The sequence below is a fragment of the Ramlibacter sp. WS9 genome, from assembly GCF_003797765.1.
In the GTDB taxonomy this organism is placed as follows: domain Bacteria; phylum Pseudomonadota; class Gammaproteobacteria; order Burkholderiales; family Burkholderiaceae_C; genus Ramlibacter.
The window spans coordinates 1-14,812 of the sequence record NZ_RKMB01000040.1; the positions used below are offsets into that span (position 1 = coordinate 1).

A 14,812-nucleotide genomic window follows, 5' to 3' on the forward strand; every position below is an offset into this window, starting at 1 on the left:
GTTGTACTGGGACTTGGGGGCGGGGAACACACCGCGATGGGGGGCGTGAAGGCGCTATTGCTCCGCGCGAGGGTTGAGTTGCAAAACCTCTGTTGTCTGGAGCGCGGATTTTTTGACCCGATTCATGCCATCACGAACCATGGCCTCGGAGGCAACGAACGAGAACCGCTTCGGTGGAGCACCCAAAACACCCAGGGTGCAATCGAGCTTGATTGACCTTGGCTGCTCCAGTGGCGTGTCGAGAACGATGTCGCAAACGTGCGCCGAAGAACCCGGTGGCAGGACCACACCAGAATTTGCTATTGCGCTGAATACGGGTAGTGGGCCTCGCAACACAGAGAAGTTCTCAGAGTCTGGGCACTGAACCGCAAGGAATTCGTAGGGCGTGTCAAAGTAGGCAACTGAAATGTATGGTCGCTCTGCTACGACCGCTCCAAGATTAACGGCGAAGAGTCCAAGCGCCAGCGTGAAGCAACCCGGACGGCCATCAAGCCGCGCCCGATAAGAGACGACGTTAATATCCACCTCAGGCTGAGGCGCACGGCCGAACATGCCAGCGAGCACGTCGTGCGGAACGATGCCGAAGTCGGATCCGGAGCGGAGGTGGTAGTGATTGCTAACGACCGAGCGAAGCGGCCCAACCACTGATTGGGGAATGAGGACCGCGACATACCCGGTAGGGGATGCACTAGGCTCGTCAAAGAAGGCAACCTCCACGCTTGTATGCGGAGGCAAAGTTACTCGCGAAATTGCGTTCTGCACCTTTGTTGCGAAGCCAGCAGCATCCACAAGAGGACGTTTCTCGGCGACTTCCTTTGCTGTTGCAGGATCCTTGCGACAATCCACGCCCCAAACGAGGACGCCACCAGAGGAGTTCGAGAAACCGGACACCGCCTTTGCCAAATTCTTGTTGTCGTCGGGCGCGAAATGAACTGCTGCACCGTCGGCGGGCGATCGCTTGAAGTCCAAAAAGAGCGACTCAAGTTCGCGCTCGGCGATGAGCGCATCAAGTGCCGCACATCCCCCATCGCGAAGTCGAATGAACAAGTCTCTTGCTCTGGACACGGGTTGATTAAGCCATACCACGGTACCTCGCACAACGCACGGCAATCCGGATCGGCGATTGATGCCCCGCGCGCGCTCCAACGGAAGCTTCTTCCCGAGACCACGACGGGTCGCATCCGTCGAGAGCTAACTTGGTTCCACGCGGCAGACGGTCCCCGGCAGGGCCGATCTCTGTGGCGGCTGAGATTCTTGGACTGGGGCTGGGCGCGCTTGCGCGCTTCGTTTCATGCTCGCCGGACCTGTTTGAGCAGAGCGGCCTTAGGCGCTCTGCGAGTTGTACGGCGCCGGCCCCGGGCCAAGAATCTCAGCGAAGTCGGCGCGAAGCGACGACCGCCACAGTGTGAGGCCCTGCCGGGGACCGTCTGCCGCGACGCGAGGATGAACGAACGTGGTCACATCCCCCATGGATGCCGGATCAAGTTCGGCATGAGGACCGGGGAGGTTACTGCGCCCCGAGCTTCTCGATCAACACGCGCAACTCTTCCACTTCCGAGGGCTTGAGGTCGGTCAATGGCGGGCGCACCGGCCCGGCGCCGCGGCCCACGATGGTCGCGCCGGCCTTGACGATGCTCACTGCGTAGCCGGCGCCCTTGTTGCGGATGTCCAGGTACGGCATGAAGAAATCCTTCAACAGCCGGTGCTGCGTCGCATGGTCGTCCGTGCGCACCGCTTCGTAGAACTGCATCGCCGTCTTCGGAATGAAGTTGAACACCGCCGACGAATACACCGGCGTGCCCAGCGCCTTGTACGCGGCCGCGTACACCTCGGCCGTGGGCAGGCCGCCCAGGTACGCGAAGCGGTCGCCCATCTTCTGGTAGATCGACATCATCAGTTCGATGTCGCCGATGCCGTCCTTGAAGCCGATCAGGTTGGGGCAGCGGTCGGCCAGCTTCGCCAGCGTCTCGGGCAGCAGTTTGCTGACGCCGCGGTTGTAGACGATGACGCCGAAGCGCACGCTGTGGCACACCGCTTCGACGTGAGCGGCAAGGCCTTCCTGCCCTGCTTCGGTCAGGTAGTGCGGCAGCAAGAGTACGCCGTGGGCGCCGGCAATTTCCGCCTGGCGCGCGCACTGGATGGCGAAGCGCGTCGGCCCGCCCGCGCCCGCGATGATGGGCACCTTGCCGCGGCAGGTGTCGACGGCAGTCTTGATGATGCGCGGATATTCATCGCCCGTGAGCGAGAAGAATTCGCCCGTGCCGCCCGCGGCGAACAGTGCTGTGGCGCCGTAGGGCGCGAGCCATTCGAGCCGCCGGGCGTAGCCGGCCGCGTCGAAATCGCCCTGCGCGTCGAAGTCGGTGAGCGGGAACGAAAGCAGGCCGGAGCCGATGATGGTCTTGAGGTTCTGGGGGCTCATGCTTGGAAAGTGAAGGTGGGTATCAGTCGAGTTTGATCTGGGCCTGGGCGACAACCTGCGCCCAGCGGACGCGTTCGGTGTCGAAGAACCGGTCTTGTTCCGCGGAGGTCATGGTGACAACCTCGGCGCCTTGCCCTGCCAGGCGGGCCCGTACGTCGGGCGAGCGAATGGCACGGATCAATTCCGCATTGAGCTTTTGCACGATGGCATCGGGCGTGCCGCGCGGGACGAGCATGCCTTGCCATGTGCCCGACTCGTAGCCCGGCACACCTTGTTCGGCGATCGTGGGCACGTCGCCGATCAGCGGCATGCGCGTGCGCTTGGAGACGCCCAGCACCTTGAGCTTGCCGCTCTGCACGTGCGGCAATGTGGCAAGCATGCCGTTCATCAGCACCTGCGTCTGGCCGGACACCGTGTCGAGCACGGCCTGCACGCCACCTTTGTAGGGAACGTACTGCCAGCGCGCACCGCTCGCGCGCTCCAGCGCCACGCCAGCCAGGTGGGGCGCACTGCCAGTGGCCGTCACGGCGAAGTTCAGATCCTTCTGCTTCGACAGCGCGACCAGTTCCTTGAGGTTGTTGGCCGGCACCGACGGATGAACCACCAGCAGGTGCGGCGAATACGCGAGCATGGTGGCGCCGCGCAGGTCTTTCGACGGGTCGAACGCGAGCTTGGTGTAGACGGACGGGCTGATGGCCAGCGCACCGGTGTCGCACAGGAGCATGGTGTATCCGTCCGGCGCCGACTTGGCCACCAGGTCGGCGCCGAGGTTGCCGTTGGCCCCTGCCCGGTTCTCGACGATCACGCTCTGCTTGAGCGCGTCGGACAAGGGCTGGCTGATGGAACGCGCGATGATGTCCGACGACCCACCCGGCGGGTACGGAACGATGATGCGCAAGGTCTTGCCGGGCCAGGCGGACTGGGCCCGGACAGCGGGAGCGGCAATGGCCGCGGCGACAGCCGCCAGGACGGCACGGCGAGGAATGGACATGGATTTTCCTTTGGTCGATGACAGCAAGTTGTCGGTTATCGTACAACCATAAAAAAGAAAGCGCAAGCCCGGAAAATCGACACCCTATCCGGTCAGGAATGCCCGCCCGCAGCGCCGCCCTGGACGGCCTCCTGGGCGCGCCGCAGCCGCTCGCGGCTGTTGGTCAGGTGGATGCGCATCGCCGCGCGGGCCGATTCCGGATCGCCCCGCGCGATGGCCGAGAAGATTTCTTCGTGCTCGCGGTTGACCCGGCGCAGGTACTGCGGGAGGTCTTCCTGCGCGACACGCGACGAGTTGATCCGGGTGCGCGGAATGAGCGTCGCGCCCAGGTGGCTCATGATGTCCGCGAAGTAACGGTTGGCCGTGGCGTTCGCGATGGCGAGGTGGAAACGGAAATCCGGCGAGACCGCGTCCCCCGCCCCACCGACGTTGGCCTCGAACGCATCGAGCGCCGCCCGCATCTCGGCCAGCTGCGCCTCGGTGCGCCGCTGGGCGGCCAGGCCGGCCGACTCCGTCTCGAGGCTGATGCGCAGCTCGAGCACGGCCATCACGTCCACCGCCGTGGCGATATCGGCTGGGTCGATGCCAAAGCCCTGCCCGGGACGGGGCTCCAGCACGAATGTACCGATGCCGTGCCGCGTTTCCACCAGGCCGCCTGCCTGCATGCGTGAGATCGCCTCCCGCACCACGGTGCGGCTGACGCCGTACGACTTCATGATCTCGGATTCGGTGGGCAGCTTGTCGCCGGGCTTGAGCAGCTGGCCCTGGATGCGGGCGCCGATGCTTTCCACCAACTCGTGCGCGAGGCTGCGCGAGCGCTTGCGCAACGGCGCCGGCGGGTGCCCGGCACTGTCCGGCAAGGGCACGAGCACTTCGGGATTGTCCGCAGGCCGCGCGGTTGACAAGGTCGCCATGCCCTCATGATAATTGCTTTATTGTTGTACGACAACTGATAACACAACACAAGATGACCGAAACAAACAGATTGGGGCGGCTGCTGCTCACCGGTGCCGGCGGCGGCCTGGGCAAAGTCCTGCGCGAACGGCTCAAACCCTATGCCGAGCTGATGCGCCTGTCCGACATTGTGCCCATCACCCCGGCCAATGAAAGCGAAGAGGCGGTGCGCTGCGACCTCGCCGACAAGGCGGCAGTCGACCGTCTGGTGCAAGGCTGCGATGCCATCGTCCATCTGGGCGGCGTTTCGGTGGAACGCCCGTTCGAAGAAATCCTCGAAGCGAACATCAAGGGCGTGTTCAACCTCTACGAAGGCGCCCGCCGCCACGGCGTCAAGCGGGTCGTGTTCGCGAGTTCGAACCACGTGGTGGGCTTCCATAAACAGGGTGAGATGCTGCAAACAGATTGCGAACCCCGGCCCGACGGCTACTACGGCTTGTCCAAGGCGTATGGCGAAGACCTCTCGCGCTTCTACTTCGACCGCTACGGCATCGAGACGGCTTGCCTTCGCATCGGATCCTCGTTTCCCGAACCCAAGGACCGCCGCATGCTGATCACCTGGCTCAGCTATCGCGACCTGGCGGAGCTGGTGCGCTGCTGCCTGTTCGCGCCCCGCCTGGGCCACACCATCGTCTATGGCATGTCCGCCAACCGCGACAAGTGGTGGGACAACACCGCCGCCGCGCACCTGGGCTTTCATCCACAAGACAGCTCGGAGCCGTTCCGCGAAAAGGTCGAGGCCTTCCCTCCGTTGGACGCGGCCGACCCCGCCGCGCAGTACCAGGGCGGCGGCTTCGTGAAAGCCGGCCCTTTCGAAACGCCCTGAGCGTTCCCACCGCTTTTTTTTCGCAACCCCCAAAGAGGAAGACATGAAGTTCAAGACCCTGCTCCCCGCGCTGGCGGCCGCCCTGGCCCTGGGCGCCCACGCCACCGAATTCCGTTCGTCCGACGTGCACAACAGCGACGACTACCCGACCGTGGCCGCCGTCAAATACATGAGTGACCTGCTCAAGCAGGCCAGTGGCGGCAAGCACTCGATCAAGGTGTTCAACAAGGGCGCCCTGGGCTCCGAGAAAGAAACCATCGACCAGACGAAGATCGGCGCGCTGGATTTCACACGCGTCAACATCAGCCCCATGAACGCGATCTGCGCCAAGACGCAGGTGCCGACCATGCCGTTCCTGTTCCGCTCGGTGGACCACATGCGCAAGGTGCTGGACGGCCCGGTGGGCGACGAGATCCTGAAGGACTGCGAGCCTTACGGCTTCGTCGGCTTGGCGTTCTACGACTCTGGCGCGCGCTCGATCTACGCCAAGAAGCCGATCAAGACCGTGGCGGACACGAAGGGGCTGAAGATTCGCGTCCAGCAGTCTGACCTGTGGGTCGCCCTGGTCGGCGCGATGGGCGCCAACCCCACCCCCATGCCCTATGGCGAGGTGTACACCGCGCTGAAGACCGGCATCATCGACGCCGCCGAGAACAACGTGCCGTCGTACGACACGTCCAAGCACAATGAAGCCGTCAAGTTCTACAGCAAGACCGAGCACTCGATGGCCCCGGAGATGCTGCTCATGAGCAAGACGGTGTACGACAAGCTCACGCCCGCCGAGCAGCAGATGATCCGCAAGGCCGCCAAGGATTCCGTGGCTTTCCAGCGCAAGAAGTGGGACGAGCAGGAAGCCAAGTCGCTGTCGGTGGTCAAGGCCGCCGGCGCGGAAATCGTCGAAGTGGACAAGGCATCGTTCCAGAACGCCATGACGCCGGTCTACGACAAGTTCATCACCACGCCGGACCTGAAGCGCCTGGTGAAGACCGTCCAGGACACCAAGTAAATGCAGGAAACAGCCGCGGCGCACGCGCCGCAGGCCGGGCCCGCGGTTTTCCGTTGGTACACGGCCCTCTGCGCGGGCCTGGCCCGTGCCAGCCTGATGCTGGCCGTGGCCCTTCTCATCGGCGTCATCGTCTGCGTGCAATGGCAGGTGATCGGCCGCTACGTCTTCAACGACACACCGACCTGGGCCGAGGCATTGGCGCTGCTGCTCGTGCTGTACATGACTTCGCTGGGCGTGGCGGTGGGCGTACGTGACGCCGGCCACATCGGCCTGGAGTCGCTCGCCACGCTGCTGCCGCTCTCATGGCAGCGCTGGCTCGCCATGGTGGTGCACCTGCTGGTTGCGACCTTCGGCGTGCTGATGGCCAAGAGCGGCTGGCTCTGGGCTACCGGCAAATGGAACGAGAAGAAGCCCATGCTCGGCGTCCCCGAAGGCGCCGACTACGTGCCGCTCGTCGTGGCCGGCATCCTCATCGTGCTTTTCTGCACCGAACACATCATCGCCCTCTTGCGCGGGCACGAGGTCGCACCCGCATGGAATTGACTGTCCTGGCCCTGAGCTTCACGCTCCTCTTGCTGATGGGCGTGCCGGTGGCGTTCGCCATTGGCCTTTCGTCCGTCGCCACCATCGTGGCGGCCGGGCTGCCTGTCGCTGTCGTGTTCCAGAAGATGGTCGGCGGCATGCAGGTGTTCTCTTTCCTCGCGATTCCGTTCTTCATCTTCGCGGGTGAGCTGATGCTCTACGGCGGCATCGCGGACCGCATCGTGCGCTTCGCCAACAGCCTGGTGGGCCACGTGCGCGGCGGGCTGGGCATGAGCAACGTGGTGGGTTGCACCCTGTTCGGCGGCGTTGCCGGATCGCCGCTGGCCGACGTGTCGGCGATGGGCTCGGTGATGATCCCGTTGATGAAGAAGGAGGGTTACCACGCCGACTATGCGGTGAATGTCACCACCCACGCGGCGCTCGTCGGCGCCCTGATGCCGACCTCGCACAACATCATCATCTTCGTACTGGCCACCACAGGCATTGCGTCGGTCAGTGTGCTGGGCCTGATCGTGGCCTGCCTGATCCCGGCCGTGATCCTCACGCTGTGCAACCTCGCCGCTGCCTACTTTGTCGCCGTGAAGCGCGGCTACCCGACCCGCGGCGATTTCGTCGGCTGGGGCGAGGTGGGGCGCAGCCTGGCCGCCGCGCTGCCCGGCCTGTTCGTGATCTTCATCATCCTGGGCGGCATCCTGTCGGGCGTGTTCACGGCCACAGAGTCGGCCGCCACCGCCGTGCTGTGGGCACTGCTGGTGACGGTACTGGTCTATCGATCTCTGTCACGCGAGCACTTCTTCAAGGCCTGTGCCAAGGCCTGCAAGACCACGGGTGTGGTGCTGCTGCTGATCGGCATTTCGGCGGCGTTCGGCTACTTCATGGCGCTGTACGAAGTGCCGCAGAAGACAGGCGAGATGATGGCGTCGATCAGCCAGACGCCGTGGGTCATCTTCCTGATGGTCAACGTGCTGCTGTTCGTCCTGGGAACCTTCCTGGACATGGCGGCCACCATCCTGATCTGCACACCGATCTTCCTGCCGATCTGCGCGCAGTTCGGCATGAACCCGATGCAGTTCGGCGTGATGATGCTGATCAACTGCGCGCTCGGCCTCAACACGCCACCCGTGGGGTCGACCCAGTTCGTCGGGTGCGCCATCGGAGGGGTCTCGGTGGGCACCGTGATGCGCACCATCTGGCCGTTCTACGGCGGCCTGATCGCGGCGCTGATGCTGGTGACCTACGTGCCGGCGTTTTCGCTGTGGCTGCCGTCGATCGTCTTGGGCAAGTAAGGAGCTTTCCATGACCCCCGACAGTTCTTCCTTCGCCGGCATGACGATGGGGCGCCTCGGCACGCCCGACGAATGCGTCGGCGCCTTCCTCTACCTGGCTTCCGAGGCCCTGTCGGGCTATGTCACCGGGCAGATCATCGACATCAGCGGCGGGCAGTACATGCCTTGAGGGCGGCTGGGCCTTGCGGCCTGGCCTTTCGGTTTGCCAGAATCGCTGCATGAGCAAGCAGCCCCCTTCCGTCGCCGCCAAAACACCGCCGCAACTGCGCATCGGCGAACTCGCTCGCCTGTCGGGCCGCAGCGTCCACACCATCCGCTGGTACGAGGCGCAAGGCCTCATGCCGGGCGCGGCGCGCGACGCGGGCGGCCGGCGCGTGTTCAACCAGCTCCACGTGGACTGGCTGGAGCTGATGCACCGGCTGCGCGCGTCGGGTATGAGCATCCGGCAGATGCAGGTCTACGCACGCCAGGTCCGGGCGGGTAAGAGCACGTTGACGGCGCGCCAGCAATTGCTGCGTGAACACCGGGCCCAGGTCGAGGCGCAGGTGCAGGAACTGCGGGATGCGCTCGCGCTGATCGACAAGAAGGTGCAGCTCTACGACAAGTGGATCAAGCGGCACGCCGGCGTTCCGCAGGAGACGCTTTAGGCCCTGGGCGTCAGCGCGGTGGCCACCAGCTCTGTGTCCATGTATTCAATCAATTCGAGCAGCTTTCCGTCCTCCACGCGGCAGACCCAGCAATAGCGGTTGTCGTAGGGCTGGCCGGCCTTCGTCTTGACCTTTCCCTGGCACTCCACCACCACCCATTCACCGTCAGCGATGAAGCGGCGCGCCGTGTTGGTGTATTGCGTGGCGAAGTTGGAGAACAGCGGACGCAGCAATTGCTCGCGCACAGCCTTGCGCCCCCGATAGACGCCCGACCAGCTGTTGCTCCCGGTGACTGTCCAGCAGAAGTCTTCGTGCAGGCTGCCCAGGAAGGGTTTCGGGTCGCCGGCCGCTAAGCCGCCGAAGATCGCCTGCATCAGCAGTTTGCCTGGGTGGGTTTGCGCTTCCATGGTCTTTCCTTTGGTGGAGAACCACGATTGGAAAACCTGGAGTGCGCTCTAGGTCAAGCTATTTGTCGAGGCCCAAGAGCCTCACCGCCGCCACGCACGGCCTCGCGGCTGCGGTTGATACATGTCAAGTCCCTGCGCTTCGGGTCGCGTAGACTGAACCCATCCAAAGCGATGGGACCGTGCTTCCGGTGACACAATCCGCACCCGCCGTAGCGACGTTGGGCTCACGCCTTGCGATGCTCGTTCTCGCCTGCGCGATCCCGGCAGTTCTCGCTGCGATACTCCTCATTGCGTACAACTTCCAGAGGGAAAAGGCGCACGCGCTGGAGCAGGCGCACGAACTGGCGCAGTCGGCCGTGAACGCAGTCGATCGGGACTTCGCCAGCACACAATCGGCCCTCTACGCACTGGGCACTTCCGACCTCCTCGAAAAGGGCGATCTGGCGGGCTTCCAGCAGCGGGCGAGCCGCGTGCTCCAGAACCTGAAGGCCCACGACATCGTTCTCACGGCCCCCTCGGGCCAGCAGCTGGTCAACACCAGGGTACCGTTTGGCAGCCCGCTCCCCGTGGTCGGCCAGCCGGTGCGCGTCAAGGGACTGTTCGATGCCGATCGGCCCGTCGTCACCGACCTGTTCTACGGCAAGGCACTCAAAACCCACCTGTTCGGCATCGCCGTGCCCGTCAGCGATGGCACCCGGGTAACGCATGCCCTTGCGGCGGGCGTGATGCCCGAGACGGTGGCCGCGATGCTCAGGCAGCAGAACCTGCCGCGGGACTGGATTGCCGCCGTCTTCGACAGCAGCGGGACCATCGTCGCAAGAAGCCACCAGATGGACGAGTTCGTCGGCAAGAAGGCCTCCCCCGGCCTGCGGGAAAGGCTCCAGGCCGAAACCCACGGGACGCTCGACACCGTCACCCTCGAAGGCGTGAAGGTGTACACCGCGTTCGTGCGTTCGCCTTCCAGCGGCTGGGCCGTGGCGCTGGGCATTCCCAGGAGGTCCCTGACGAACCAGCTCTGGCTGGCCGTCGTCGTGGCCATTGCCGTCGTCGGCGTGCTCCTTGCCACCGGCTTCGCGACCGCCTGGCACATTGGCTCTCGCATCTCCGGGTCGATATTCGAACTGGCCAAGCCGGCGTTCGCGTTGGGGTACGGCGCGAAGGTCACCGTGCCCCCGCTCTACTTCCACGAGGCCAATGTTCTGGGCGAAACGCTTTCGACCGCGTCGGCTTTGCTGCACGATGCGAGCGCGGCCGTCGCCCGGCACGATGCCCGCCTGACGGCCATCATGGATTCGGCCATGGACGCGATCATCACCGTCGACGACGACCAGCGGGTGATCCTGTACAACCGTGCGGCGGCTGCAGTGTTCGGCTGGCCCCCCGAGGAAGCCGTCGGCCGGCCGCTGTCCCAATTCATCCCGGCTCGCTTTCGCGACGCGCATGTGCGGCATGTCGAGGCGTTCGGGCAGCGCAACAGAGCGCGGCGCGGCATGGGCGAATCCGGCGAATTGCTCGGACTGAATAGAGACGGACAGGAGTTTCCGATCGAGGCTTCGATCTCGAAGATCAACGAGGACGGCAAGAACTTCTATACGGTGGTCCTGCGCGACATCACCGAGCGGGTGAAGGCGCGCCAGGCGCTGGAGCGCAGCAACGCGGATTTGCGGCAGTTCGCCTACGTCGCATCGCATGACCTCAAGTCGCCCTTGCGTTCCATCGGCGGGATCGCCCAGATCCTTGAGCACTCGTACCACGGCGCGCTCGATGCCAAAGGCATCGGCCTGCTGCGCCGGCTTTCCGCGGCGGCCGCACGGCTGGAGCAACTCACTGACGACCTGCTTCAGCTCGCGGACTTGGAAGGCGAGGTACCTGCCTTCGCCCCGGTCGATTGCCGGGACGCCGTCCAGGAGGCGCTGCAGTTGATGGAGCAACCCATCCGCGACGCGGGCGCAACCGTCACTGTGGGCGATCTTCCCGTGGTGATGGGCGTGCACGGCGAATTGACACACCTTTTCCTCAACCTGATTGCCAATGCCGTCAAGTACCACGGGCAACAGGCACCCGAAGTCCGGATCACGGCCGAGCGGGCGGGTGCAGAGTGGGTCATCAGCGTCGCCGACAACGGCATCGGCATCGACCCGAAGCATCACGAGCGGATCTTCGAGGTGTTCAACCGCCTGCACAAGGTCGGCGACTACGGCGGCACCGGCATCGGGCTGGCGATTTGCAGGACCATCGCGGCGCGGCAAGGCGGCCGCATCTGGGTGGAATCGCAAGAGGGCAAGGGCAGCACGTTCAAGGTGGCGCTGCGAGGCGCCGCCGTGCCGGCATGAACATCCTTCTGGTGGAAGACCAGGACGACCAGGTCCTGCTGGTGGAGACGGCACTCGAGTTTGCCGGGGTTCACGTGCAGCTCAGCCGCGCCGACAGCGGCGAGGCCTGCCTGGCCCGCCTGCGCGAGGACGGGCCTCCACCCGACCTGGTGCTGCTCGACCTGAACATGCCGCGAATGAGCGGCTTCGACGTGCTGGCCGAGCGCTCCCGGGATGGGCGGTTGCGTGGGATCCCGATGGTTGTCCTCACCAGTTCGAGCAATCCGGCGGACGTGCGCAAGGCCCACGACCTGGGTTGCGACGGCTACGTTGCGAAACCCATCGACCTGTATCGCCTGGGCGATGCCCTCAGGCACGTGGTCGAACAGTGGTCGCAACCTTCGCAACCGCCTACGGCGGCTTGACGCGCAAGGCGCCGGTACGCGTCCAGCACAAGTCCACGTGCAAGCTGTTGAGGAAGAGCTTGGAGTCGCCGATGACCAGGCCGTTGAACATGGTCTGCATCAACCGCTTGCCCGAGTGGGTCGTGGTATTCATGTTCGCCTCTCGTGGTTTCAAGAAAGGCGATTGGAAAACCTCGAGTGCGCTCTAGATCAAGGGCCTACGCTCAAGGCAGTCGCGCGATCCGCTGCCGGACCAACTCCAGTACGCGGTCCGTTCGCAGATCGACAAACACACGTGCATTGGGAGGGAATGGCTTGTCCATACGCTCTTCCTGCCACGCCAGCGTCTGGCCCTCGGTCGGTCCGGCGCGCCAGTCCACCGATACCGAGCACTGCTGCCCCGCGAACAGTGTGGGATCGAGCAACCAGGCCACCGGGCAAGCGTCGTGCAGCAGCGGATCGGCCTGGGCGTAGGCCGTCAGCATCGCGGCGGCGGCCGTGCCGCAACGCGTGCGCAACGCGCCGAGCGACTCGATCCACTCAGCTGACATTGCGGCCTTGGACGTCACGTCGAGCCCGAACAGCTTCACGTCCGCGCCGGCCGCCAGGACCGTGTGCGCGGCCAGCGGATCGGCATGGAAGTTGAACTCCGCCGCGGGCGTGATGTTGCCGGGGCAGAACGCCGCACCGCCCATGATCACCAGCGACCGGGCTCGCCGCAGCACACCGGGCGTCTTGATCTCCGCCAGTGCCAGGTTGGTCAGTGGCCCGACCGCCACCAGTGTCACCGTGTTGGGCGGCGACTGCATCAGCGTGGCCGTGATCAGGTCGGCCGCGTGGCCAGGGGCGGCCGCGCGTGTTGGTGGTAGCCGTGCGCCGCACAGGCCGTCTTCGCCATGGACAAGGTTGCAGCGCGGCGCGGCGGCACCCAAGGGCCGGGCGCAGCCCGCGTGAACGGGAACGTCTTCGCGACCGGCCAGGTCCAGGATGCGGCGCGCGTTCGCCGTCGTGGTCTCCACCGGGCGGTTGCCGGCCACCGTCGTCACCGCGAGCAATTCGAATTCCACGCTGCCTGCGGCCAGCAACAACGCCAGCGCGTCGTCGATCCCAGGGTCGCAGTCGATGATCAATGGAATCATGCAACCCCCTGGCCGGTGCGCAGCTTGCGCCGCGCCAGTTCAGCGTCGATGGCCCCCCGCGACGGCTGGGCCACCTGTGCGCCCTGCCGCGTGCACGCCAGGCCCGCCGCCGCGGACGCCACTTCCATGGCCTCCGCTGTCGAGCTGCCCATGGCGATGGAAGCCGCGAACACACCGGCGTAGGTGTCGCCGGCCCCCGTCGTGTCGACCACGGAGAGGTTGCTGGCCCGGGCGGCGAAGGACTTGCCGTCGGGGCGGGCCAGGACCGACCCTTCGGCGCCCAGCGTCACCAGCACCTCCAAGCCCAGCGATCGCGCAGCCAGACGGGCCTTGTCCAGCGGGTCGATGCCGAAAGCCTGCAGCTGATTGCACAACTGGTCGAGTTCCACCCGATTCACGATCAGCACGTCCACCTCGCCCGTCTTCAGGCTGAAGCCGGCCGGAATCGGCGACGCGTTCAGGACCACCTTGCAACCCGCTCGCCCGGCCCGCCGGGCGAGCTCCATGCATTCGTCTTGCGGCACTTCGAGCTGCAGCAGCACGACGCATGAATCGCGCAGTACGGCGGCGGGAACCTGCTCGGCCCGCGCGAACAAGTTGGCGCCCGGCGCGACCACGATGGTGTTGTCGCCGGCGTCGTTGACGGTGACCAGCGCCACCCCCGTGCTTTGCGCCTTGGCAACGCCGACGCCCGAGGTGTCAACGCCGTGGGCGATCAGTTTGGACAGGGCGGGCACGGCGAAGCCGTCGTTGCCGACCATCCCGTACAGGCGTGTAGCGGCACCGAAGAGCGCGGCGGCATGGGCCTGGTTGGCCCCCTTGCCGCCCGGCGAAACCAGTGCATCGGAGCCCAGCACCGTCTCGCCGGGCTTCGGCATGCGCTTCGTGCGCACGCAGACATCGAGGTTGATCGATCCGAAGACGGTCAGCATGACACCGCTCCTTGCGCCGCGGCTGGCATCGGCCCCGCGATGGATTCGACGGCTGCGCGATCCGGCAACCCAGCCCGCGCGCCCATCGCGGCCACGGTGCAACTGGCCGCGGCACAGCCAAACCGCAGCGCCTCGGCCAGCGGCCGGCCGTCCATGTACGCCACCAGGAACGCTGCGTTGAAGGTATCGCCCGCGCCCGTGGTATCGACCACCTTGGCGGGGAACGCCGCCTGGCTGGCGAAGGTGCCATCGCGATCCATCGCGACCGCGCCCCCGGCGCCCAGGCTGACCACGACGCGGCGCGGCCCGGCACGCAGCAGCTTGCCCAGCGCCTCCCTCCCCGGCTGCTCGCCGGTGCCGGCCAGGAAGCCGTCCTCATTGAAAAAAACGATGTCGGCGGCCTCGACGCGGCTCCACATGGCAGCGGCGTCGGGCGCGACCGCGGCTTCGATGTCGATCGCGACCAGCGTGGATGCACGCCGCGCCGCGCGGCTCAGCGTGAGAAAGGCGTCCAGCTCATAGGGCATCGAATACGCGATGGCCGCCTGGTGCAGCGCGTTGTCGAGGGATGGCGGATCGGCGGGCCGGGGTGGCATCGGCAGGTAGACGATGGCCCGTTCGCCCGAGCCGGCCAGCATTGCGATGGCACACGCCGACTGCGCGGACGGTTCGACCACCAGCGGTTCGGTGCCGACGCCGAAATCCTCCAACGTGCGCCGGAGCATAGCCGCGTGCGCGTCGCTACCCACGCGACCATAGACTGCGGACCTTCTGCCCAGCCTGGCCACGGCGCAGGCCACATTGGCCTCAGTGCCACCGGCGAAGACACCGACGGGCCGGCCCAGGACTTTTTCGCCGATGACCGGCAACTGATCAGCCGCCAGAACGATGTCCACGCAAGGGTCTCCGAATGCCAGAACGTCCCAACGCCGGTTCATTTCCATCC

Annotated in this window: 16 protein-coding genes and 1 pseudogene; 8 read left to right on the top strand and 9 right to left on the bottom strand. The window is 65.5% G+C overall.

Annotated elements, in window-relative coordinates; genetic code table 11:
• Positions 1-54 precede the first annotated feature (54 nt).
• The 4 genes from EEB15_RS30530 to EEB15_RS30545 all read right to left on the bottom strand — a co-directional run bounded on the left by EEB15_RS30530 (position 55) and on the right by EEB15_RS30545 (position 4,324).
• Positions 55-1,047: a helix-turn-helix domain-containing protein gene (locus EEB15_RS30530; RefSeq protein WP_158290278.1), complete on the bottom strand. Its 993-nt coding sequence runs from the start codon at positions 1,045-1,047 to the stop codon at positions 55-57.
• Between the two features lie 460 nt (positions 1,048-1,507).
• A complete protein-coding gene (kdgD, locus tag EEB15_RS30535) occupies positions 1,508-2,419 on the bottom strand; it encodes a 5-dehydro-4-deoxyglucarate dehydratase (protein WP_141513760.1) in 912 nt (303 codons plus the stop codon).
• 22 nt (positions 2,420-2,441) lie between these two features.
• Positions 2,442-3,410: a tripartite tricarboxylate transporter substrate binding protein gene (locus EEB15_RS30540; protein WP_141513761.1), complete on the bottom strand. Its 969-nt coding sequence runs from the start codon at positions 3,408-3,410 to the stop codon at positions 2,442-2,444.
• 92 nt (positions 3,411-3,502) lie between these two features.
• Positions 3,503-4,324, bottom strand: a complete 822-nt coding sequence (locus EEB15_RS30545; RefSeq protein WP_141513762.1) for a FadR/GntR family transcriptional regulator — start codon at positions 4,322-4,324, stop codon at positions 3,503-3,505.
• A 53-nt stretch (positions 4,325-4,377) separates the two neighbouring features.
• On the opposite strand from EEB15_RS30545, the gene EEB15_RS30550 reads away from it, so the two are divergent.
• The 6 genes and pseudogenes from EEB15_RS30550 to EEB15_RS30575 all read left to right on the top strand — a co-directional run bounded on the left by EEB15_RS30550 (position 4,378) and on the right by EEB15_RS30575 (position 8,672).
• On the top strand, positions 4,378-5,190 hold the full coding sequence (locus tag EEB15_RS30550; RefSeq protein WP_141513763.1) for an NAD(P)-dependent oxidoreductase: 813 nt from the start codon (positions 4,378-4,380) through the stop codon (positions 5,188-5,190).
• Between the two features lie 43 nt (positions 5,191-5,233).
• On the top strand, positions 5,234-6,196 hold the full coding sequence (locus EEB15_RS30555; RefSeq protein ID WP_141513764.1) for a TRAP transporter substrate-binding protein: 963 nt from the start codon (positions 5,234-5,236) through the stop codon (positions 6,194-6,196).
• Positions 6,197-6,739 (top strand): TRAP transporter small permease, encoded by a 543-nt coding sequence (locus tag EEB15_RS30560; RefSeq protein ID WP_141513765.1) that lies wholly within the window; start codon positions 6,197-6,199, stop codon positions 6,737-6,739.
• Positions 6,730-8,025 carry a TRAP transporter large permease gene (locus tag EEB15_RS30565; protein ID WP_141513766.1) on the top strand — a complete coding sequence of 432 codons (1,296 nt, stop codon included), beginning with the start codon at positions 6,730-6,732 and terminating at the stop codon, positions 8,023-8,025. Before EEB15_RS30560 ends, EEB15_RS30565 begins: the two co-directional genes overlap by 10 nt.
• A 40-nt stretch (positions 8,026-8,065) precedes the next feature.
• A pseudogene (locus EEB15_RS30570) lies at positions 8,066-8,194 on the top strand (SDR family oxidoreductase); the annotation flags it as partial.
• A gap of 49 nt (positions 8,195-8,243) precedes the next feature.
• On the top strand, positions 8,244-8,672 hold the full coding sequence (locus tag EEB15_RS30575; RefSeq protein WP_141513767.1) for a MerR family transcriptional regulator: 429 nt from the start codon (positions 8,244-8,246) through the stop codon (positions 8,670-8,672).
• Here EEB15_RS30575 and EEB15_RS30580 read toward each other — a convergent pair.
• Positions 8,669-9,079 carry a nuclear transport factor 2 family protein gene (locus EEB15_RS30580; RefSeq protein ID WP_141513768.1) on the bottom strand — a complete coding sequence of 137 codons (411 nt, stop codon included), beginning with the start codon at positions 9,077-9,079 and terminating at the stop codon, positions 8,669-8,671. The two genes, EEB15_RS30575 and EEB15_RS30580, sit on opposite strands and share 4 nt — an antisense overlap.
• Before the next feature lie 188 nt (positions 9,080-9,267).
• Here EEB15_RS30580 and EEB15_RS30585 point away from each other — a divergent pair, with 188 nt between their 5' ends.
• On the top strand, positions 9,268-11,412 hold the full coding sequence (locus tag EEB15_RS30585; RefSeq protein WP_158290279.1) for an ATP-binding protein: 2,145 nt from the start codon (positions 9,268-9,270) through the stop codon (positions 11,410-11,412).
• Positions 11,409-11,816, top strand: a complete 408-nt coding sequence (locus EEB15_RS30590) for a response regulator (RefSeq protein WP_141513770.1) — start codon at positions 11,409-11,411, stop codon at positions 11,814-11,816. Before EEB15_RS30585 ends, EEB15_RS30590 begins: the two co-directional genes overlap by 4 nt.
• Here EEB15_RS30590 and EEB15_RS33865 read toward each other — a convergent pair.
• From EEB15_RS33865 to EEB15_RS30605, 4 genes are all read right to left on the bottom strand, one after another.
• The gene (locus EEB15_RS33865) at positions 11,803-11,949 is read right to left on the bottom strand and encodes a hypothetical protein (protein ID WP_158290280.1); all 147 of its coding nucleotides are present in this window, start codon (positions 11,947-11,949) and stop codon (positions 11,803-11,805) included. The two genes, EEB15_RS30590 and EEB15_RS33865, sit on opposite strands and share 14 nt — an antisense overlap.
• Positions 11,950-12,019: 70 nt before the next feature.
• Positions 12,020-12,934: a nucleoside hydrolase gene (locus tag EEB15_RS30595; RefSeq protein WP_141513771.1), complete on the bottom strand. Its 915-nt coding sequence runs from the start codon at positions 12,932-12,934 to the stop codon at positions 12,020-12,022.
• A complete protein-coding gene (locus EEB15_RS30600) occupies positions 12,931-13,866 on the bottom strand; it encodes a ribokinase (protein WP_141513772.1) in 936 nt (311 codons plus the stop codon). The genes EEB15_RS30595 and EEB15_RS30600 overlap by 4 nt, the downstream gene beginning before the upstream one ends.
• On the bottom strand, positions 13,860-14,810 hold the full coding sequence (locus EEB15_RS30605; protein ID WP_141513773.1) for a carbohydrate kinase family protein: 951 nt from the start codon (positions 14,808-14,810) through the stop codon (positions 13,860-13,862). The genes EEB15_RS30600 and EEB15_RS30605 overlap by 7 nt, the downstream gene beginning before the upstream one ends.
• Positions 14,811-14,812 lie beyond the last annotated feature (2 nt).